This is a genomic window from Nocardioides potassii, assembly GCF_021648885.1.
GTDB classification, from domain to species: domain Bacteria; phylum Actinomycetota; class Actinomycetes; order Propionibacteriales; family Nocardioidaceae; genus Nocardioides; species Nocardioides potassii.
On the sequence record NZ_JAKJHZ010000005.1, the window covers coordinates 909,731 to 930,216 of the forward strand.

Here is a 20,486-nt window from a genome sequence, read left to right on the forward strand (position 1 = left end):
GAGGAGTACCTTCGGGGCATGGAGAGCATGACGTGTCCCCGGTGCAGCGCGGAGATGGACGAGCGGAACCTCGGTGAGGCCACCGTCCACCAGTGCCCCGAGGGTCACGGCGTCTTCCTCTCGCGCGCCGACCTCGGCGTGCTCATCGAGGCCGAGACCGACTGGCACGCCCAGGCCGGCCAGCACACCGCCCCGATGCCGCGGATCACCGCCGACATGACGGCGCCGCCGGCCATGGGCAAGCAGTCGCGCGCCTGGGTGGAGACCCTCTTCGGCTGATCTCGACGCTGCGCGTCTCAGATGTCGCGGAAGGTCTCGATGTTGGCGCCGAGCTCGTTGAGGCGCTCGGCGAGGTCCTCGTAGCCGCGGTGGATGACGTACGTCGACCGCAGCACGCTGCGGCCCTTCGAGGCGAGCATCGCGATCAGCAGGACGACGGCCGGGCGCAGCGCGGGCGGGCAGACGATCTCCGCACCGGAGAAGTGCGTCGGACCCTCGACGAGCACGCGGTGCGGGTCCAGGAGCTTGACCTGGGCACCGAGCTTGTTGAGCTCGGTGAGGTAGATCGCCCGGTTCTCGTAGACCCAGTCGTGCAGGAGGGTCTGGCCCTCCGCGACGGCCGCGATCACCGCGAAGAACGGCAGGTTGTCGATGTTGAGGCCGGGGAACGGCATCGGGTGGATCTTGTCGAGCGGCGCGCGCAGCTCGGAGGGCTTCGTGGTGATGTCGACCAGGCGGGTCTCGCCGTTGAGCGCCGCGTACTCCTCGGAGCGCTCGTAGCGGAAGCCCATCTCCTCCAGGGTCGCGAGCTCGATCTCGAGGAACTCGATCGGCACCCGGCGGATGGTGATCGACGACTTGGTGACGATCGCGGCGGCGAGCAGCGACATCGCCTCGATCGGGTCCTCGGCGGGGGCGTAGTCGACGTCGACGTCGATCGACGCCTTGCCGGTGACGCGGAGCGTCGTGGTGCCGATGCCCTCCACCTCGACACCGAGGCGCTGGAGGTAGAAGCACAGGTCCTGGACCATGTAGTTGGACGAGGCGTTCCGGATCACGGTCGTGCCCGGGTGCAGCGCGGCGGCCATCAGCGCGTTCTCGGTGACGGTGTCGCCACGCTCCGTGAGCACGATCGGGCGCTCCGGCTCGATGCTCCGGTTGACCAGGGCGTGGTAGGCGCCGTCGGTCGCCTTGACCTCGAGGCCGAAGGGCCGCAGCGCCGACATGTGCGGCTCGACGGTGCGGGTGCCGAGGTTGCAGCCACCGGCGTAGGGGAGCTCGAACTCGTCCACGCGGTGCAGCAGCGGGCCGAGGAACATGATGACCGAGCGGGTGCGGCGCGCGGCGCCCTCGTCGATCTGCGAGAGGTCGAGGTGGGCGGGCGGGATGATCTCGAGGTCGTTGTCGTCGCCCACCCAGCGGGTCGCGACGCCGAGGGAGTTGAGCACCTCGAGCAGCCGGTTGACCTCCTCGATGCGCGCGACCTTGCGCAGCGTCGTACGCCCCTTGTTGAGCAGCGATGCGCAGAGCAGCGCCACACCGGCGTTCTTCGAGGTCTTGACGTCGATGGAACCGGAGAGCGTGGTCGGCCCGTCGACGCGCAGGTGCGTGGGGCCGGCACCCAGCGCGACGATCTCGGAGTCGAGGGCGGCGCCGATGCGCGCGAGCATCTCGAGCGAGAGGTTCTGGTGGCCCTTCTCGATGCGGTTGATCGCGCTCTGGCTGGTGCCGAGCAGCTCCGCGAGCTGGTGCTGGGTGAGCCCGCGGTGCTTGCGTGCGTCACGGATGAGGTTGCCGATGCGACCCTTGTAGTCAGCCATGCCGACCACGGTATCTCAGATATGAGATAAAGCCACCCAGCCCGTCGGCGTGTGTCCCGTCACCGCCCGGTCATCGCCGGACGCGGACCGTCACGCGCTGCGTCACGCTCGGGGCGACCCGGTCACGGTACGTCACAACGAGGCGGGTCCGGCCGACCCGGAGCCCGCGCACCCTGACCCGGGTCCTGCCGTCGGCGGACGGCCGCACGCGCTTGGCCTCGAGCACCGTGCGGTGACCGGCACGCCGTACGACGAGTCGACCCGCGGGCCGTGTGCCGTTGGACCGGACGACGCGGACGCGCAGCACGACCGCCCTGTCCCGGGCGACCGGGCGGCGCGGCGCGCGCACCCGGAGCTTCGCGGTGACGGCTGCGGGCGAGGTCGTGGGTCCCGCGCCCGCTCCGTAGCTTCCGCCGGCGAGGAGCAGCTCGGCGTAGGCCGCCTGGCCGAGGTCGTTGGGGTGGTACCAGAGGCTGATGTCGGGGCCGCTGAACGCCTCGTTGATCCAGGTCTGGGGGTTGGTGAGGCCCGCGTCGGGCTCGTGGCCGGAGAACTTCTGGGTCACCCCGCCGACGAAGACCATCTGGCCCGGGTGACCGACGTTGGCCGCAGCCGGGACAGTGGCGAGCTCGGCGGTGGCATCGGTGATGAGGCTGCGCACGGCATCACCCGCGGGGTAGGTGCCCGACGGGTCGGTGAGGGTGAAGCCGTTGTCGAGCTGGAGCCACGGGTAACCCAGCTGGACGATCCTGGCGTCCTCGCGCAGGCCACGGGCCCGCAGCGCGGCCACGTCGTCCAGCAGTCCCTGCTTGATCGCCGGCACCCGCGAGCGGGCGGTCTCGACGGCCGTCCTGCACGCCGAGGCGGTGCGCGTGGCGACGACGAAGCAGCTCTGGACGATCGAGGTGAAGCCGGCGTCGTTGCCGCCCATGGTGAAGACGACCAGGTCGGTGTCGGGGGTGACGAAGTCGGCCTGGGGCTTCAGGTTGCGGGTGCAGTCGTAGGTGATCGCGACGCCGGGGACCACGGCGGTCGCCTGGTAGGTCCAGAACTCCTCGGCCGGGAACTCCTTGGTGTTGCACGGGTCGCTCGCGCGGAGGTGGGCGTCGGCCTGTGCGGTGGTGGTGACGCCCGCCGGCGCGGGTGCCACCCGGCCGGACTGGGTGTCCATCACGCGCGGCGTGTGCACGTCCGGCGTACGACCACCGCTGCAGGCGTGGTTGGCAAGGTTGACCGTGAGCCCCTGGTCACGCAGGCCCTTGGCGTACCGCTCCGCCCAGCTCGTCCGGTTGCGGTAGCAGTCGGCCGGCCCGTAGGTCGCGCCGGTCGCGCCGTTGCCGGCGGAGTAGGAGTCGCCTACGACCAGCACGTCGAGGGTCTGGGCGGGCGCGGCGGGCGCTGCCTGGGCCGAGGGGACCGACAGCGCGGTGGCGGCCAGGACGAGCGCGACGAGAGCTCGAGAAACGAATCGGGCGGAGAGGTGGGTCACATCGACAATCAACGACTCGGCAACCGCTCCGTCACGATCCCGAAGGCGTGGGTTCGCCGGTTGTGCTCAACGTGGCAGGATCGCGACCATGCGAGCAACGACCATCCACGCCCCCGGTGACATCCGTTTCGAGGAGGTCCCCGACCCCACGATCGAGGAGCCGACCGACGCGATCATCAAGGTCGTCGCGGGCTGCATCTGCGGGTCCGACCTGTGGCCCTACCGGGGCGAGAACCCCATCAAGGCCGGCAGCACGATCGGCCACGAGTGCATCGGCGTCGTGGAGGAGGTCGGCTCGGCCGTCTCGCGGACCAAGGTCGGCGACTTCGTCATCGTGCCGTTCTGCCACTGCGACAACACCTGCGCGCACTGCGCGGCCGGGATGCAGTCGGCGTGCGTCAACGTCGGGATCACGCAGAGCGGTCAGGGCGAGTACGCCCGGGTCACGCAGGCCGACGGAAGCCTGGTCGCGACCGACGGCATGCCCGACGAGCACCACATCCCCTCGCTGCTGGCCCTCACCGACGTGATGGCGACCGGCTGGCACGCGGCGGTCGCCGCCGGGGTGAAGAAGGGCGACACCGCCGTCGTCGTCGGCGACGGCGCGGTCGGACTGAGCGGTGTGCTCGCCGCTGCCCAGCTCGGCGCCGAGCGCGTGATCGCGATGTCGCGCCACGAGCCGCGCCAGGAGATCGCACGGGCCTTCGGCGCCACCGACATCGTGGCCGAGCGCGGCGAGGAGGGCGAGGCGCGGATCAAGGACCTGACCGACGGTGTGGGCGCGGACGCCGTGCTCGAGTGCGTCGGCACGGACGGGGCGATGAAGACCGCCTTCGCCATCGCGCGGCCGGGCTCGACCGTCGGCTTCGTGGGCGTGCCGCACGGTGTCGAGCTCCCGATCCGCACGATGTTCTCCCAGAACGTCGGCCTCGCCGGCGGCATGGCGCCCGTGCGCCGCTACCTCCCCGACCTCCTCGACCGCGTCCTGACCGGTGCCATCGACCCGGGCAAGGTCTTCGACCTGACGCTGCCGATGTCGGAGTCCGCCGAGGGCTACCGGGCGATGGACGAGCGGCGCGCGATCAAGGTACTGCTGCAGCCGTGAGCGCGACCGACGACCTGCTCGTCCTCGGTCCGCTCCTGCGGTACGTCGACGACACCTCGGCCGCGGTGTGGGTCGAGACGAGCGACCGGGCGACCGTCAGCGTCACCCGCGGCACCGGGCAGTGGAGCGCGCCGACATTCGCCGTGCACGGCCACCACTACGCGCTCGTCGAGCTCGACGGTCTCGAGCCGGGCAGCACCGAGGCCTACACGGTCAGCGTGGACGGGCACACGGTCTGGCCGCAGGTCGCCTCGCCGTTCCCCGCTCCGGTGATCGCGACGCTCGAACCGGGGCGCCCGCTCCGGATGGCGTTCGGGTCGTGCCGCACGTCGGTGTCGCACGACGAGAAGGGCAATCGGACCCACGGTGTCGACGCGATGCGGGCCTGGGCGCTGGAGCTCGCGGGGCAGGTCGAGCCGGTGGACGCGGACGACGACGACCTCGACCCGTCGCGGGTGCCCGACCTGATGCTGCTCCTGGGCGACCAGGTCTACGCCGACGAGACGACCGAGGCGATGCAAGCCTTCATCGAGTCGCGGCGCGACATCGAGCAGCCGCCGTGGAAGGAGCTGCAGGACTACGAGGAGTACGCCCACCTCTACGCGCTCGCGTGGTCGGACCCGGCCAATCGCTGGCTCCTGTCCACCGTTCCGACGTCGATGATCTTCGACGACCACGACATCCGCGACGACTGGAACACCTCGCAGGAGTGGCGTCGACAGATGGAGGCCACGTCGTGGTGGCACGGGCGCATCGTGGCCGGTCTCGCGTCCTACTGGGTCTACCAGCACCTCGGGAACCTGTCGCCCGCCGAGCGCGCCCAGGACGAGATCTGGGCGCAGGTGCGCGCCCACGCCGGTGATGACGAGCACGACCTGGGCGAGGTGCTCGACGCGTTCGCCGACCGCGTCGACCAGCACCCGACGACGTACCGCTGGAGCTACACCCGCGACTTCGACACCCAGGCGCGCCTGGTGGTCGTCGACTCGCGGGCCGCCCGCGAGCTCGAGCCCGACTCGCGCGCCCTGCTGGACCGTGACGAGGCGGCGTGGCTGGACGAGCAGCTGCGCGGCGGGGTCGACCACCTGCTGGTCGGCACGTCGCTGCCGTTCCTGCTCGCCCGCGGGCTGCACCACCTCGAGGCCTTCAGCGAGGCCCTCGCCGACGGCGCCTGGGGCGAGCGCGGCGGCCGGTTCGGCGAGAAGGTGCGCCAGGCCGTCGACCTCGAGCACTGGGGCGCGTTCCAGAAGAGCTTCCAGGAGGTCGCCCACCAGGTGATGGAGGTCGCCGCGGGGGAGCGCGGCCCGGCGCCGTCGACGGTGACGTTCCTGTCCGGCGACGTGCACCACAGCTACGTCAGCGAGGCGCGACCGACCCGCCACGCGCGGCGCGAGCACCGCGACAAGCCGCTCAGCTCCACGATCCTGCAGGCCGTCTGCTCACCGATCCGCAACCCGCTCTCGCGCAACATGCGCTTCGCGACCGCGGTGCTGTCGTACGGCGTCGCTGGTCCGATCGGGCGGCTGGCGTCGAGGTCGACCCGGGTGCCCGACGCGCCGCTGACCTGGCACTACGCCGAGGGGCCGTGGTTCGACAACAACCTCGCGTGCCTGCAGCTGAAGGGGCCGAGCCTGCGGATGTGGTGGGTCACCGGCAAGGTGGTGGGCGGCGACCACGACCGGCCGCGGCTGGCGAAGGTGGCGCACTACGCGCTGGACGACGACGGCAACCCGCCGCCGAAGGAGGGCGTGGTCTCGAAGGCCACGCGCCGGTTCAGGAAGCCCTGATCAGACGGCGCTGAGCGCCCGGTCGTGCGTGCACGCGCACGTGTCGGAGCACGGCAGGTAGGTGTGCCGCGCGTGCCCGCACTCCGAGCACGGCAGGTCGTGCGACAGGTGCACCGACCCCCGACCGGTGTTGGTCTCGACGGTGTCCCACATGGTGATGCCCCCACTAGCCCGCTCGTCGGGCCGGCTCTCGGCCCGTTCGGTGATGTGACGTCGACGGTGCCACCGCATGACGGGACGCTTGGCCGGATTGACGAGATCTACCCGATTTCGTGAGCCAATGACCCGTTCGGGTCACGGGCCGGATGGCCCGATCGCCGCAGCCTGTCGGGACCGACACCTAGGATCGGGCCATGGCTGTCGTGCACGAGCTCACGCCACGACAGGCTCGCCGCATCGCCCTACGCGCGCAGCTGCTCGACGCGGAGCGACCGACCGACGCCCTCGACGTCGTACGGCACCTCGGGTTCCTCCAGGTGGACCTGACCCGCGTGGTCGCCGAGCACGCTCACCTGGCGCTGTGGACGCGCCTGGGCAGCCGGTACGACGCGGAGGACCTCGAGGAGCTCATCGGCGACGGGGCGCTCGTCGAGATCAGGGGTGTCCTGCGGCCCAGCGAGGACGTCGCGCTGTTCGCCGGCGACATGGCCGCGTGGCCGGGCGAGCCCCCGCTCAAGGAGTGGCAGGAGGACCTGCGCGACTGGGTGGCCGCCAACGACGGGTGCCGCCGCGACGTGCTGGCGCTGCTGCGCGCCGAGGGTCCGACCGCGGCACGGGACATCCCCGACACGTGCGAGGTGCCGTGGCGCTCCACGGGGTGGACCAACGACAAGAACGTGATGAAGCTCCTCGAGTGCATGGAGGCGCGCGGGGAGGTCGCGGTCGCCTCGCGCGAGGGGCGCGAGCGGCGGTGGGACCTGGCCGAGCGGATCCACCCCGGTGACCCACCGGTGCCGATCGCCGAGGCGCACCTCGAGCTGGCGAGGCGTCGCCTGAGGGCTGCGGGGATCGCGCGGCCGCGCGCGCTCGAGGACTACGAGGAGAAGCACGACGTCCGGGGAGTGGGCGAGGGGGCGCGGATCGAGGGCGTGCGCGGGGCGTGGCGGGTCGATCCTGCCTACCTCGACGACTACTTCGAGGGACGTACGGCGATCCTGTCCCCGCTCGACCGCCTGGTGTTCGACCGCAAGCGGATGGAGGACGTCTTCGGCTTCGACTACCAGCTGGAGATGTACAAGCCGGCGGCGAAGCGCCAGTGGGGCTACTGGGCGATGCCGGTCCTCGACGGGGACGAGCTGGTCGGGAAGGTCGACGCGACCGCTGATCGCGAGGGCGGCATGCTGATCGTCGACGCGGTGCACGAGGACGGCGAGTGGTCCGCCGCCCGTCGCCGCCGGGTGGACGCCGAGCTGGCCGCGCTGGGGGAGTGGCTCGGCCTCGAGGTCGTCAGGTCGTCCTGAGCACGGCGAGCGTCTCCTCGCCGTCACCGAGGGTCCCGCTGAGGTGGGGGCCCTCGCCCAGCGTCGTACCCACCACGCGGGCGACCACGACGACGAGGTCGCCGGCCCGGACGACGGTGGTGTCGCCGTCGTCGGTCACGTCGTCGATGCTGCTGACGGTGCGCCCCTCGGCGTCGGTGCCGCTCCCACGCACCTCCATCCGGGCGGGGATGTCGACGCGGTTGCCGTCGTCGTCCTCGAAGAACATCTGCGACTGCCGGCCACCGGTCACGATCGCCGTGGCGAGCGTGGACGCCCAGACCGGGTCCCCGCAGCCGTCGTAGACCCAGCGCTCGCCGAGCACCGAGTGCTGCGTGGTGGTGATCAGGTGGTCCTCCGCGCCGGCGAGCGGCTCGGCGCGATACGTCAGCGGCGTCTGGACCACGGCACCGTCGTCGAGGCGCCACAGGATCGTCTCGACGCCGACCTCACCCGCGGGGTCGTCGAGGCGGTACTCGGCGACCTTCTCCGCGATCGTGCGCCCCCGAGCCCACGCCCGGCTCGGCAGCCAGCCCTCGACGATCTCCTGCTTGGTCGGCGACAGCGTCGCGCGGTGCACGATTCCCATGTCCGGAGCCTAGGGCGTGGCGGCTAGACGTCGTATGCGATCGCGAGCGCGGCGGCGAGGCCGTCGGGGTCGGCCACCGAGAGCGTCGCGCCGGGGTGGGTGATCGTCGCGGTCGGGTCGATGGCCGGCACCGGCTCGTGGAAGCGCAGGCAGAGCGCGCGGTCGCCGTTGCTGGTGAACGACACCCCGCGGTCGCTGAACGACAGGTGTGGCGGGCCGGCCGTCTTGACGAAGGAGAAGTCGCCCGTCACCTCGGCGGAGGCGATGTTGCTGCGCGGGGTCAGCAGGCGCCACGGCCCGTAGCGGACGTAGAGCCACGTCGGGCCGAGCTCGACCGAGGTCGACCTCGGCGTGATGCCGAACGGGCGGCCCGCGATCGCGTAGGACCGGGCGAACGCGAAGTCGAAGACCTGGACCGGTTCCTCCTCGGCTGCGAGCCCGCTGCGGTCGCGCACCAGGCCGCGGAGCGCCGCGGCGGCTGGGACCCGGTAGGGCTGGAGCAGGGGAGCGGAGCGTCCGGGCACCCGCAGGAAGGCGCGGCTGCCGCCCCCGGCAGCGGGTACGACGTGGTGGTCCATGGTGACCGCGGCCGGACCGCGGCCCGCGCGCCAGGACCACGTGCGCTCGACCGGGTCGACGGCGGTCACCTCGAAGTCGACGGCCACGCCGGGAGGGCCGTGCACGCGACCGGTCGTGCCGACCGCGATCTCGTCGGCGGACGCCTCGACCGACCGGATCAGCGGCGCCCAGACGTGCCAGGTGGCCGGCGTGGTGAACCGCAGCCACGCGTCATCGGCGGAGGCGATCCCGCGGGCTTCGACGAGCACGTCCCGAGCCTAGAGCTGGACGGTGTCGTTGTCGCCGAGGTCGAGCTCGCTGTCGGTGACCAGGCCCTTCGCCATCTGTACGGCCGCCGCGACCTTGCCCGGGTTCTCCCAGTACTCGGCCGTGTCGCCCTCGATGCGCAGCAGGACGTTGTCGGGGTCCTCGGGGCCACCGGACATGAACGCCCCGGCGGAGGCGTCCCACAGCTCCTGGAGCTTGGCACGGTCGTCGCTGACGTGCGCAGTGCCGGAGAGCGAGACCCAGCCGGCCTTGCTGGAGTACGAGACGTTGACCCGCGGGTCCGCCTCGATCGCGCGCACCTTGTCGCTGCTGCGCTCGGTGATGAACCACGTGGTCGCCGGGTCCTCGAAGTCCTGCATGCCCATCGGCGTGGAGACCAGCGAGCCCTCGATCGACACGTAGGTCAGCACGGCGATGCGGGTCTCCTTCATGATCTCGGCAACGGTCCCTCGGTCGTCGTCAGTCGTCATGCCTCGACCTTGGCACGGTGGACAAACCTTCCACCCCATCCCTGCGGGCGGGCCCCCCTCACCCCATGTCACGTCCGCGCCTCGCCGTACGTCGTACTGGCAGGATGCGACGGGCCACCGCGAGGGGCGGGACAGTCGCCACAGCACAGGGGAGACGTACGAGCATGACCACCACACACCCAGCCGACGACCACGCGCTCATCCGGGTCGAGGGGGCCCGCGAGAACAACCTCAAGAACGTCTCGGTCGACCTGCCGAAGCGACGGCTGACGGTCTTCACCGGCGTCTCCGGGTCGGGCAAGAGCTCGCTGGTGTTCGCGACGATCGCCGCGGAGTCGCAGCGGATGATCAACGAGACCTACAGCGCATTCGTGCAGGGCTTCATGCCGTCGCTGGCGCGGCCCGACGTCGACCACCTCGAAGGCCTGACGACCGCGATCATCGTCGACCAGGAGCGGATGGGCGCCAACCCGCGCTCGACCGTGGGCACCGCGACCGACGCCAACGCCATGCTGCGGATCCTCTTCAGCCGTCTCGGCGACCCGTACGTCGGCCCGCCGACGGCGTACTCCTTCAACGTCCCGACCCGCAAGGCCAGCGGGATGATGACCACCGAGAAGGGCGGGCGCACCGAGCGCCGCATCGCCAAGCAGGAGGTCTACCTCGGCGGCATGTGCCCGCGCTGCGAGGGCATGGGCAAGGTCAACGACATCGACCTGACGGCGCTGTACGACGACGAGAAGTCGCTGAACGAGGGCGCCCTGACGGTGCCGGGCTACTCGATGGACGGGTGGTACGGCCGGCTGTTCGAGGGCATGGGCCTGCCGATGGACAAGCCCATCGGGTCGTTCACCAAGAAGCAGCTCGAGACGATGCTGTGGGCCGAGCCGACCAAGCTCAAGGTCGAGGGAGTGAACCTCACCTTCGAGGGCGTCATCCCCCGGATCCAGAAGTCGATGCTGTCCAAGGACCCGGAGGCGATGCAGCCGCACGTACGACGCTTCGTCGAGCGTGCGGTGACCTTCCAGACGTGCCCGGACTGCGACGGCACTCGCCTGACGCCCGAGGCGCGGAGGTCGAAGATCGACGGGAAGTCGATCGCCGACCTGTGCGAGATGCAGATCAGCGACCTCGCCGAGTGGGTCCGCGACCTCGAGGAGCCGTCCGTCGCGCCGCTGCTCAAGGGCCTGCAGCACCTGCTCGACTCCTTCTCCGAGATCGGCCTGGGCTACCTCTCGCTCGACCGGCCTGCCGGCACCCTCTCGGGTGGCGAGGCGCAGCGCACCAAGATGATCCGCCACCTCGGCTCGTCGCTGACCGACGTGACCTACGTCTTCGACGAGCCCACGATCGGCCTCCACCCGCACGACATCGAGCGGATGAACAACCTGCTCCTCCAGCTGCGCGACAAGGGCAACACCGTGCTCGTGGTCGAGCACAAGCCCGAGACGATCGCGATCGCCGACCACGTCGTCGACATCGGTCCCGCCGCGGGGTCCGCCGGCGGCTCGATCTGCTTCGAGGGCGACGTCGACGGACTGCGTCGCAGCGGCACGATCACCGGCGCGCACCTCGACGACCGCGCGTCGCTCAAGGACGCCGTGCGCACAGCGACCGGTCACCTCGAGGTGCGTGGCGCGAGCACCCACAACCTCAAGGACGTCGACGTCGACGTGCCGCTCGGCCTGCTCACCGTCGTCACCGGCGTCGCCGGGTCGGGCAAGAGCTCGTTGATCCACGGCTCGCTCGCCGGCCGCGACGAGGTGGTCGTGATCGACCAGGGCGCGATCAAGGGGTCGCGGCGCAGCAACCCCGCGACCTACACCGGTCTGCTCGAGCCGATCCGCAAGGCCTTCGCCAAGGCCAACGGCGTCAAGCCGGCGCTCTTCAGCTCCAACTCCGAGGGCGCGTGCCCGACCTGCAACGGTGCGGGCGTGATCTTCACCGAGCTGGGGCCGATGGCGACCGTCGAGTCACCGTGCGAGGAGTGCGAGGGCCGCCGGTTCAAGGCCGAGGTGCTCGAGCACACCCTCGGCGGCAAGGACATCGCCGAGGTCCACGAGATGTCGGTGGTCGAGGCGCTCGAGCTGTTCGGCGACGGCGAGGCGAAGATCCCGGCCGCCACGAAGATCCTCGAACGGCTCGCCGACGTCGGCCTGGGCTACCTCTCGCTCGGCCAACCCCTCACGACGCTGTCCGGCGGCGAGCGGCAGCGGCTCAAGCTCGCCACCCAGATGGGGGAGAAGGGCGACGTCTACATCCTCGACGAGCCCACCACCGGCCTGCACCTCGCGGACGTCGAGAACCTCCTCGGCCTGCTCGACCGGCTGGTCGACTCCGGCAAGTCGGTCATCGTCATCGAGCACCACCAGGCCGTGATGGCGCACGCCGACTGGATCATCGACATCGGCCCGGGCGCCGGCCACGACGGCGGCACGATCGTCTTCGAGGGACCGCCGGCCGACATGGTGGCGGCAAAGCGGCCGACGCTCACCGGCAAGCACCTGGCGGCGTACGTCGGTCGCTGACGCGACGGGCGTCAGGCCTGGCAGACCGGGCACCAGTAGAGCCGGCGCGCGGCGATCAGCGCGTCGAGCACCGGCGTGCCGCAGACCCGGCAGGGCAGCCCGGCCCGTCCGTAGACGTAGTGGGCATCGACGCGACGCGGACGCCCGGCGGGTCGTTCGCGGTCCTCCGCATGCGTCGTGATGATCCGCCCGGCACGGACTCCCGCTCGCAGGAGCACGACGAGGTCGTCCCACAGGGCGTGCAGGACCGTGGCGTCGTGGTCGCGACCGGGACGGTAGGGATCGAGGCGGTGCCGGAACAGCACCTCGGCGCGGTAGACGTTGCCGACGCCGGCGACGACCGACTGGTCCATCAGCAGGGTGGCGATCGGGGCGCGGCTGCGCATCACCCGGGTGACGAACGCGTCGACGTCGGGTCGCCGCCGCAACGGGTCCGGTCCGAGCCGGGCGAGCAGGACCTTCCGCTCCGCAGTCGTGAGCACCTCGCACGCGGTCGGCCCGCGCAGCTCGAACCAGTGGCCGTCGCCGACCAGCCGCAGCCGGAGGGCGCCCCGGGGCTCGGGAGCCGGGAGCAGGCCGTCGCGGAACTTGCCGTAGAGCCCGAGGTGGACGTGCAGCCAGAGGTCGTCGTACCGGTGGAAGAGGTGCTTGCCCCACGCGTCGGTCGCGCCGAGGACGCGGCCGTCGATCAGCCGGGCGCCGTCCTCGAACCTGCCCTGCGGGCTGTCGGCCGACACGTGCTGGCCCACCAGCAGCCGCGCGTGACGGCGAGCGAGGCGGTGGATGGTGTGTCCCTCTGGCACGCGGCGATCGTCGCCGACGAGACCAAGCGCCGGGCACACCCCTCGGGTGCCAGACTCGTCCCGTGACCCGCACCGACCTGAAGAGCGCCATCGCCGACCGCCCCGTCGTCCTCGACGGCGGGCTCGCCACCCTGCTCGAGCGGCACGGCCACGACCTGGCGTCCGACCTCTGGTCGGCCCGGCTGCTGCGCGACGACCCGGCGGCGGTCGAGCGGGCGCACCGCGAGTTCTTCGAGGCCGGCGCCGAAGTGGCCACGACGGCGTCCTACCAGGTGTCCTTCGAGGGCTTCGGCGCCGCCGGGGTGGACCGCGACGAGGTCGAGCTGCTGCTGCGGCGCAGCGTGGCGCTGGCGGCCGCAGCCCGCGACGCGGTCTCGCCGGACGGCTGGGTGGCCGCGTCGGTGGGACCGTACGGCGCCGTGCTGGCAGACGGCTCGGAGTACCGCGGCGACTACGACCTCGACGTCGCGGGGCTCCGCGCGTTCCACCGCCCGCGCCTCGACGTCCTGGCGTCGACGGTGGGGGAGGGGGCCGACGTCCTCGCGTTCGAGACGATCCCGTGCCTGGCCGAGGTGGAGGCGGTGCTTGCCGAGCTCGACGGCACCGGGGTCCCGGCGTGGCTGTCGCTGACGGCCGCCGACGGTCGCACCCGTCAGGGCGAGCACCTGTCGGAGGCGTTCGCGATGGCCGCGGACGTCGCCGAGGTCATCGCCGTCGGGATCAACTGCACGACGCCGCTGGACGCCCGCGACGCCGTACCGACTGCGGGGGCGGCATTCGGGACCGCCGTCGTCTACCCGAACTCAGGGCAGGCCTGGAACGCCGACGCGCGCGAGTGGGAGGGCGAGTCGGCCTTCCACGCCGACGACGTCTCTGCCTGGGTCCTCGCCGGCGCGCGCCTGGTCGGCGGGTGCTGCCGCGTCGGCCCCGAGGACATCACCGCCCTGCGCGCCACCCTCCGCGCCTGAGCGCGGGACGTCATGAGGGCCCGGGGTGCGAACCCGGAGATCTCATGACGTCAGCACGACGAGCTGCCGCGTGGCACGCGTCATGGCGACGTAGCGGTCGACCGCGCCGGTGATCCCGTCGCCGAACCGCTGGGGGCCGACCAGCACGACGAGGTCGAACTCGAGGCCCTTCGCCAGTGTCGGCGTGAGCGAGCGGACGCGGGCGCCGTGCTGGCCGTCGTCGTACGACGGATCGCCGATGACGACCGCCGTGCCCTCCGGGTGCTCGGCGAGCCAGCCCTCGATGATCGCGTCCCGCTCGGAGGCGGGGGAGTGGCGCACGGGAATGCCGCTCTCGCGGATCGAGGTCGGAACGTTGGCCTCCGGCAGGACCGCACGGATGACGGGCTCGGCCGCGGCCATCACCTCGGCAGGCGTGCGGTAGTTCACCGTGAGCGGCGCGACCGTCGCACCCGGGAGGCCGATGCGGTCGAGCCGCTGGGTCCACGACTCGGTGAAGCCGTGCCGGGCCTGGGCGCGGTCGCCGACGATCGTCAGGCTGTGCGCGGGGCAACGACGCAGCAGCATCTGCCACTCGGCGTCGGTGAGCTCCTGCGCCTCGTCGACGACGACGTGGGCGAACGGCCCCGCGAGCAGGTCGACGTCGGCCGACGGCAGCGCGGCATCGTCGACCAGCGCAGACCGGAGGTCGTCGTGCACGAGCATCGACACCAGTCCGTCGCCGAACTCGTCGGCGCCGGACTCGCGGGCGGTCGTCCGCAGGTCGTCGATGACGTCGGCCATGCGGGCCCGCTCGCGAGCCTCTGCCGCGAGGGTACGACGACGGCGCCGGGACGCCTCGGGATCACCGAGCCGCAGCCGTGCGGCGTCGAGCAGCGGCAGGTCGGCGTCCGTCCACGCTCCGGGGTCGGACCTGCGCAGCGCCTGCACCTCGTCGGGCTCGAGCCAGGGGGCGCAGTGGCGGAGGTACGCGGGGACGGTCCACAGGTCGCCGACGAGGTCGGTGTGCTCGATCAGCGGCCACGCACGGTCGAAGGTGTCGCGCAGCTCGCGGTGCCGCTCGAGAACGACCCTGAAGTCCTCCGCGGGCAGCTCGTCGGAGTCGAGCTTGTCGACAAGGATCGTCACGACCTCGTCCCAGACCTCGTCCCGTGCCAGGTTGTGGGGCGTGCCGGGGTCCGCGGAGCGGAAGGCCTCGGCCCACTCGGCGGCGGTGATCTCGACGTCCGCCCATGGCGTCTCGACCAGCAGCGGCTCGGTGGGCGGCTCCTCGTAGAGGGCCACCGCCGGCTCGATCGCCGCGACCATCCGCAGGTCGGCCTTGAGCGCCGCAGTGCGCTCGTCCTCCATGCTGACGGCCACCTCGGGCACGAGATCGCCGATCGTGCAGGTCTGCACGCCCTCCTCGCCGAGGCTCGGCAGCACGTCGCCGACGTACGCCAGGTAGGGCTGGTGGGGCCCGACGAACAGCACCCCGCCGCGCCGGTGGCCGAGCCGCGGGTCGGCGTACAGCAGGTAGGCGGTGCGGTGCAGGGCGACCACCGTCTTGCCGGTGCCGGGCCCGCCGTCGACCACGAGCGCGCCGCGCGAGCCCGCCCGGATGATCGCGTCCTGGTCGGCCTGGATGGTGCCGAGGACGTCGCGCATCCGCGCGGTGCGGGTGCCGCCGAGCGTCGCGATGAAGGCGGACTGGTCGTCGAGCGCGGCGGTGTGGGTGAGGCCCTCCTCGGTGAACGCCTCGTCCCAGAAGTCGACGATGCGGCCACCCGCCCAGCGGTAGCGGCGTCGGCTGACCAGGCCGTGCGGGCGGGCGTGGGTGGCGGCGAAGAACGGCTCGGCTGCGGGCGAGCGCCAGTCGAGCAGCAGCCGCCGGCCGTCCCGGTCGGCGAGGCCGAAGCGGCCGATGTACGTCGGCTCCGGCACGCCCTCGAGGACGATCCGGCCGAGGCAGAGGTCGAGGTCGTGGCGCCGCAGCGCGCGGAGGCGGGCGGTCAGCCGGTGGACCTCCTGGTCGCGCTCCAGGGCTGCCGTTCCGTATCGGGCGGTGCCCTTCCTGGTCTCGGCGAGGGACTGCTCGAGGTCCCCGATCGCCTCCTCGAGGCTGGTCGCGATCGCAGCGAAGTGGGCGCGGTCGGTGTCGATCAGGGCGGGGTCGAGCTTGTGGGCGAGGGCGTCGGGGAGGTCGAAGGGATGGGTGTCCTGGACGGGCTGGAGCGGCATCACGCCGTGCAGTGTGAGGGGCCCACGGGGCCTTGCGGCAAGCCCCCCGATGGCCTATACGTTGAGAGTGGAGGCAGCGCTGGGGTCGGTGCCGATCCTCGCCGCCATGGGCATCCGCCTCGTCGAGGTCGTCCCCGGCCGAGCGGTCGCCGAGCTCCCGCCCGAGCCCAACGTGAACCACTTCGGCGTCACCTACGCCGGCTCCCTCTTCAGCGTCGCCGAGATGCTCGGGGGAGTGCTGTGCCTGGCGACCTTCGACCTCGAGGGCGAGCTCGCCGGCTTCGTGCCGCTGGTCAAGGAGTCGACCATCCGGTTCCGGCGGCCCGCGCTGGGCGTCGTACGGGCCGAGGCGTCGCTGTCCGACGACGACGTCGCCCGGGTCCGCGAGGACGCGCTCTCGACCGGCAAGGGCGAGTTCGTCCTCGAGGCCACGCTCACCGACGCCCGGGGCGAGGTGGTCGCGTCCACGGTCGGCACCTACCAGCTGCGCCGCCTCGGCTGACGCGTCAGCGCCAGAGCCAGCGGAGCGCGTCGGGCAGCACGACACCACCGTGGTTGCCGTCGTGGGCGCCGTCCCCGACGACGAGTCGTACGTCGTAGCCCCGCCGCAGCAGCGCGGCCCCGAGCTCGAGGTTGGCCGCCACCCAGTTGTCGTCGACCTCGTCCCAGCCGAGGTCGCGGTGGCCGACCTGGAGGAGCACCCGGATCGGGCGGACCGGCTCGGACGCGACGAGACGCGGGTAGTCGGCGGCGACCTGCGGAAAGCTGGAGGAGAGCCCGATGACCTTGCCGAAGGCGTCGGGTCGCTGCCAGGCGGCCGTGAACGCCGCGCTGCCACCGCTGCTGAAGCCGCAGATCGCGCGGTCCTCGGGTCGGTCGCTGACCGGGACCAGCTCGCCGACGACCGGCAGCACCTCGTCGACCAGGAAGTCGGCGTACGTCGCGTCCGGAGCGTCGTACTCCGCGTTGCGGTTCCCGGGGTCCACGAAGACGCCGACCACCGGCGGGATCACGGCGGCCGCGACGAGGTTGTCGAGCACGACCGCGGCGCGCATCTCGTCGTCGGGGTCGAGGAAGCCGGCGCCGTCCTGGAAGACGACCACCGGCAGCGGACCGGTCGGCGCGGCTGCGGGCGCGTGCACCCACAGGCTCCTCGTGGTGCCCGGGAAGGCCCGCGAGCCGGTGATCGACAGCTGCGTCGTGCGTCCGCGAGGGACCGGCGAGAGGGTCCCGGAGTCCGGGCCGTGCTCGTACGTCACCTCCGTCTGGTCGATCGGGAGCGACGTGTACGGCACGCGGTGACCCATGCGTCGAACCTAGACTGCGGCCGTGGGCGACGGCGGGTTCTTCATCTCGCGGGCCTTCTCGTACTACTGGCGCGCCGATGCCGTGTCGGTGATGGGCACGTACGTCACCCTCTTCGCGCTGCAAGCACTCGTCGTCCTGACCCTCGACGGGACGGCGTCGGACGTCGGCTGGCTCAACGCGTCTAGGTGGCTGCCCTACCTGGTGTTCGGGCTTGTCATCGGGGCGCTGGTGGACGGTCGGCGGCGGCTGCCGCTGATGATCGGCACCGACCTCGTCCAGGCCGTGCTGCTGCTGGCGATCCCGCTGCTGTGGTGGCTCGACGCCCTGTCACTGGGCGTCCTGCTCGTCATCGTCTTCCTCTACGGCACGGCAGCGGTGGTCAACATGGCCGCCACGATGTCGTTCCTGCCACGGCTGGTGCCTCGCGACCGGCTCCAGCCGGCGCACGCCCGCATCGACGGGGCGGACGCTGTCGCCTCGATGGCAGGTCCTGCCATCGGCGGAGCGCTGGTCAGCGCGATCGGCGCACCGCTCGCCGTGCTCGTCGACTCGCTGACCTACCTCTACTCGGCGATGACGCTGCGCAGGATCAGCCTCGACGAGCCGTCCGCCCGCACGGGCGTCACGGTCCGCGGCGTGCTCGCCGACATCGTCGAGGGCGTGGGCTGGGCCTACGGCCGGTCCGGGCTGCGGACGCTCGCCATCGCGACCCACGTGTGGTTCGTCGGCAACGCCGTCGTCGGCGTCGTGCTCGCGCCGTACGCCTTCCTGGTCCTGGACCTGACGGCGTACCAGTTCGGCCTGGTGGGCGCCGCCGGGGGAGTCGGGGCGGTCCTCGGGGCGACGGTGACCACGGCGGTCGGCCGACGGCTCGGCACCGGCCGGACGATCATCCTGTGCCACACGATCATCACGGTCGGTGTCGTCGTGATGGTGCTGGCGGGGGAGCTGGCGTCTCGCGGTGCCACCGTGGGACTGCTCGTTCTCGGGCAGGCGCTCTACGGCCTGGCGATGGGGATGAGCAACTCACACGAGATGAGCTATCGCCAGCTGGTGACACCGGACGAGCTGCAGGCGCGCACGAACACGACCCTGCGCTCGATCAACCGCGCCGTCATCGTCGTGGTGGCGCCGGTCGCCGGCGTGCTGGCGGACGCGCTCGGCGTACGACCGATGCTGGTCGTCGCGGCCGTCACGTTCGGCCTGGTGGCAGCCGGACTGGCGGCGACGCCGTTCCGCAAGGTGCGCGCGCCGGTCTGAGGAGAGTCAGTCCGTGGCGACGGCGCTCACGTCGACGCAGAGGACACCCCGGTTGCCCTCCTGGTCCGCGATCACCGTGAGCCCGTCGTCGGACTCGAGGACCGTGCCACCGGCCGCGACGACGGCGGCGATCCGCTCGTCGGCGACCTCGGGCGCGACGTAGACCTCGACGTGGAAGAGCTGCCGCGGCGCCTCACCCTTCTCGCGGTCCCCGAACCACAGGTTGGGCACCCGGCCGCCGCCGTCGCGGACCTCGTCGCCGGGCGTGCCACGACCTTGGTCGTCGGGGTTGCCGGTGAGCAGCGCCGCCCACACCGGCGCGATGGTCGCGGAGTCGAACGTGTCGAGGCCGAGCTCGATGGCGGCCACGGCGGACGCGTCGGCGCGCAGGCCGTGGTCGGCGGCGATCTCCGTGATTCTGCGGGCGAGGTCGATGTCCTGCTGGGTGACCCACTCGACGACGTGCTCGGTGCCGTCGTCCTCACGGTAGATCGCGTCGTCGCTGCTGAGCTTGAGGTCGACGTGCTGGGAGCCGATCGAGACCTTCGGGTGGTGCCCGACCTCGTCGCCGGCCTCACCGACCGCCGTGACGAACCGGGCAGCCGCACCGAAGTCGTCGACGACGTACCTGGCGTGGATTCCCTGGGCGAGCTTGCGCCACTCGGTCAGGTCGGCCTCGGCGATCGCGTTCCCCCGCAACATGTCCATGAGCAGCAACCTAGCGCCGCCGACGGACATCGGCGTTGCGCGGCGACAGCGACGCGGCACCCGCGTCAGGATCACCGCACAGCGCCCGAGAGGGGTCGGCCGAGTGTGAACATATCGCCGATAACTGACATTATGTCATTACGCGAGACGGGAAGCTCCCCTCGTCGACATCGGCCGCGGGAGGCGTCGAGACCCGCGTCAGGCGACGGGCGCGCCCTCGTACGTCGTCGTCAGGTCGGTCCACCGGGCGTGCCAGTCCGATGCGGGTCGGTCGGACGCGAAGCCGCCGGGATGCACCGGGTCGTCCGATGCCAGTGAGCTGCGCAGGTCCTCGAGGTGCGCCTGCCAGCCCGCGCCGTAGTAGTGCAGCTCGTCGCCGGGCAGGCCGCGTTCCTCGACCACCATCCGGCAGCCGGAGCCCTCCTCGGTCAGCCAGGCCTCCACCTGGCCCTCCTCGTCGGTGCCGGGCTGGGTCGTCAGCAGCAGGTGGTGCGGCGCCTCGCAGACCTGGATGACGGCCGGCCCCGTCCACGTGCTCGTGAAGACGAGCTGCACCGTGCCGCCCTCGCGCAGGTCCCCCGACACCTCGGCGATCCACCGCGAGAGCCGCCCGGGATCGGTGCACGCCTCCCACAGGTCCTGGATGTCGGTGTCGTAGACGTCCTCGACGCGCACCGCGCCACGGGTGTCGTCGATCCGGCGCATGGTCCCCAAGAGCTTCATCGTCAGTCCTTCGTGTCTCGCCGCGCGCGCTTGCCGCGCGCGATCTCGGTGTGGAGCGCGTCGAGCCGGTTCTCCCAGAGCTCCCGGTAGGACGCCAGCCACTCGTCCACCTCGACCAGGGCCTCCGGACGGAGGCTGTAGATGCGCCGCTGCGCGTCCTGCTCGACCGTCACCAGCCCGGCCTCCCGCAGCACCCTCAGGTGCCTCGAGACGCCCGGGCGTGCGATCGGCAGTGCGTCCGCGAGCTCGTTCACCGTCGCCGGGTGGTCGCGCAGGATCTCCAGCATCGTGCGCCGGCTCCCGTCCCCCAGTGCCTGCAGTACCGCGTCCATGGAACCAAGGTAACCGATCGGGTACGTACCCGCAAGGGTACGTACGAAGCCC

At 71.8% G+C, this 20,486-nt stretch carries 20 protein-coding genes; 8 read left to right on the top strand and 12 right to left on the bottom strand.

Going from position 1 to position 20,486, the window contains the following annotated elements:
• Nucleotides 1–18 precede the first annotated feature (18 nt).
• Nucleotides 19–279: a TFIIB-type zinc ribbon-containing protein gene (locus tag L2K70_RS08925; protein WP_236401423.1), complete on the top strand. Its 261-nt coding sequence runs from the start codon at nucleotides 19–21 to the stop codon at nucleotides 277–279.
• Between the two features lie 17 nt (nucleotides 280–296).
• Here L2K70_RS08925 and L2K70_RS08930 read toward each other — a convergent pair whose 3' ends face one another.
• The gene (locus L2K70_RS08930; protein WP_236401424.1) at nucleotides 297–1,820 is read right to left on the bottom strand and encodes a helix-turn-helix domain-containing protein; all 1,524 of its coding nucleotides are present in this window, start codon (nucleotides 1,818–1,820) and stop codon (nucleotides 297–299) included.
• Between the two features lie 70 nt (nucleotides 1,821–1,890).
• A complete protein-coding gene (locus tag L2K70_RS08935; protein WP_236401426.1) occupies nucleotides 1,891–3,309 on the bottom strand; it encodes an SGNH/GDSL hydrolase family protein in 1,419 nt (472 codons plus the stop codon).
• Between the two features lie 88 nt (nucleotides 3,310–3,397).
• On the opposite strand from L2K70_RS08935, the gene L2K70_RS08940 reads away from it, so the two are divergent.
• Nucleotides 3,398–4,414, top strand: coding sequence for a zinc-dependent alcohol dehydrogenase family protein (locus L2K70_RS08940; protein ID WP_236401427.1), 1,017 nt, complete (start codon nucleotides 3,398–3,400; stop codon nucleotides 4,412–4,414).
• Nucleotides 4,411–6,201: an alkaline phosphatase D family protein gene (locus L2K70_RS08945; protein WP_236401430.1), complete on the top strand. Its 1,791-nt coding sequence runs from the start codon at nucleotides 4,411–4,413 to the stop codon at nucleotides 6,199–6,201. Before L2K70_RS08940 ends, L2K70_RS08945 begins: the two co-directional genes overlap by 4 nt.
• On the opposite strand, the gene L2K70_RS08950 is transcribed toward L2K70_RS08945, so the two are convergent.
• Nucleotides 6,202–6,432, bottom strand: a complete 231-nt coding sequence (locus L2K70_RS08950) for a hypothetical protein (protein ID WP_236401432.1) — start codon at nucleotides 6,430–6,432, stop codon at nucleotides 6,202–6,204.
• 122 nt (nucleotides 6,433–6,554) lie between these two features.
• Here L2K70_RS08950 and L2K70_RS08955 point away from each other — a divergent pair, with 122 nt between their 5' ends.
• The gene (locus L2K70_RS08955) at nucleotides 6,555–7,661 is read left to right on the top strand and encodes a DNA glycosylase AlkZ-like family protein (RefSeq protein ID WP_236401434.1); all 1,107 of its coding nucleotides are present in this window, start codon (nucleotides 6,555–6,557) and stop codon (nucleotides 7,659–7,661) included.
• On the opposite strand, the gene L2K70_RS08960 is transcribed toward L2K70_RS08955, so the two are convergent.
• The 3 genes from L2K70_RS08960 to L2K70_RS08970 are packed head-to-tail and all read right to left on the bottom strand — an operon-like array spanning nucleotide 7,648 to nucleotide 9,584.
• A complete protein-coding gene (locus tag L2K70_RS08960) occupies nucleotides 7,648–8,268 on the bottom strand; it encodes a CG0192-related protein (protein ID WP_236401436.1) in 621 nt (206 codons plus the stop codon). The genes L2K70_RS08955 and L2K70_RS08960 overlap by 14 nt on opposite strands.
• Before the next feature lie 23 nt (nucleotides 8,269–8,291).
• On the bottom strand, nucleotides 8,292–9,095 hold the full coding sequence (locus L2K70_RS08965) for an SRPBCC family protein (RefSeq protein WP_236401437.1): 804 nt from the start codon (nucleotides 9,093–9,095) through the stop codon (nucleotides 8,292–8,294).
• 9 nt (nucleotides 9,096–9,104) lie between these two features.
• Nucleotides 9,105–9,584: a pyridoxamine 5'-phosphate oxidase family protein gene (locus L2K70_RS08970; RefSeq protein ID WP_236401439.1), complete on the bottom strand. Its 480-nt coding sequence runs from the start codon at nucleotides 9,582–9,584 to the stop codon at nucleotides 9,105–9,107.
• 164 nt (nucleotides 9,585–9,748) lie between these two features.
• Here L2K70_RS08970 and L2K70_RS08975 point away from each other — a divergent pair, with 164 nt between their 5' ends.
• Nucleotides 9,749–12,112, top strand: coding sequence for an ATP-binding cassette domain-containing protein (locus L2K70_RS08975; protein WP_236401440.1), 2,364 nt, complete (start codon nucleotides 9,749–9,751; stop codon nucleotides 12,110–12,112).
• 11 nt (nucleotides 12,113–12,123) lie between these two features.
• Here the strand turns inward: L2K70_RS08975 and L2K70_RS08980 are convergent, their stop codons facing one another.
• Nucleotides 12,124–12,915, bottom strand: a complete 792-nt coding sequence (locus L2K70_RS08980; RefSeq protein ID WP_236401441.1) for an Fpg/Nei family DNA glycosylase — start codon at nucleotides 12,913–12,915, stop codon at nucleotides 12,124–12,126.
• Nucleotides 12,916–12,977: 62 nt separating this feature from the next.
• Here L2K70_RS08980 and mmuM point away from each other — a divergent pair, with 62 nt between their 5' ends.
• On the top strand, nucleotides 12,978–13,883 hold the full coding sequence (gene mmuM, locus L2K70_RS08985; protein WP_236401442.1) for a homocysteine S-methyltransferase: 906 nt from the start codon (nucleotides 12,978–12,980) through the stop codon (nucleotides 13,881–13,883).
• Nucleotides 13,884–13,925: 42 nt separating this feature from the next.
• On the opposite strand, the gene helR is transcribed toward mmuM, so the two are convergent.
• On the bottom strand, nucleotides 13,926–16,103 hold the full coding sequence (gene helR, locus L2K70_RS08990) for an RNA polymerase recycling motor ATPase HelR (RefSeq protein ID WP_236401562.1): 2,178 nt from the start codon (nucleotides 16,101–16,103) through the stop codon (nucleotides 13,926–13,928).
• Nucleotides 16,104–16,170: 67 nt separating this feature from the next.
• On the opposite strand from helR, the gene L2K70_RS08995 reads away from it, so the two are divergent.
• Nucleotides 16,171–16,605, top strand: a complete 435-nt coding sequence (locus L2K70_RS08995) for a PaaI family thioesterase (protein WP_236401444.1) — start codon at nucleotides 16,171–16,173, stop codon at nucleotides 16,603–16,605.
• Nucleotides 16,606–16,609: 4 nt separating this feature from the next.
• Here the strand turns inward: L2K70_RS08995 and L2K70_RS09000 are convergent, their stop codons facing one another.
• Nucleotides 16,610–17,410 carry an alpha/beta hydrolase gene (locus tag L2K70_RS09000; RefSeq protein ID WP_236401446.1) on the bottom strand — a complete coding sequence of 267 codons (801 nt, stop codon included), beginning with the start codon at nucleotides 17,408–17,410 and terminating at the stop codon, nucleotides 16,610–16,612.
• Nucleotides 17,411–17,432: 22 nt separating this feature from the next.
• On the opposite strand from L2K70_RS09000, the gene L2K70_RS09005 reads away from it, so the two are divergent.
• Nucleotides 17,433–18,671, top strand: a complete 1,239-nt coding sequence (locus tag L2K70_RS09005; RefSeq protein WP_236401447.1) for an MFS transporter — start codon at nucleotides 17,433–17,435, stop codon at nucleotides 18,669–18,671.
• Nucleotides 18,672–18,677: 6 nt separating this feature from the next.
• On the opposite strand, the gene L2K70_RS09010 is transcribed toward L2K70_RS09005, so the two are convergent.
• From L2K70_RS09010 to L2K70_RS09020, 3 genes are all read right to left on the bottom strand, one after another.
• On the bottom strand, nucleotides 18,678–19,379 hold the full coding sequence (locus tag L2K70_RS09010) for a 4a-hydroxytetrahydrobiopterin dehydratase (protein ID WP_236401449.1): 702 nt from the start codon (nucleotides 19,377–19,379) through the stop codon (nucleotides 18,678–18,680).
• Between the two features lie 198 nt (nucleotides 19,380–19,577).
• A complete protein-coding gene (locus tag L2K70_RS09015; protein ID WP_236401452.1) occupies nucleotides 19,578–20,102 on the bottom strand; it encodes an SRPBCC domain-containing protein in 525 nt (174 codons plus the stop codon).
• A 2-nt stretch (nucleotides 20,103–20,104) separates the two neighbouring features.
• Complete coding sequence (locus L2K70_RS09020; RefSeq protein ID WP_236401453.1) at nucleotides 20,105–20,434, bottom strand: ArsR/SmtB family transcription factor; 330 nt, start codon at nucleotides 20,432–20,434, stop codon at nucleotides 20,105–20,107.
• Between the last annotated feature and the right edge of the window lie 52 nt (nucleotides 20,435–20,486).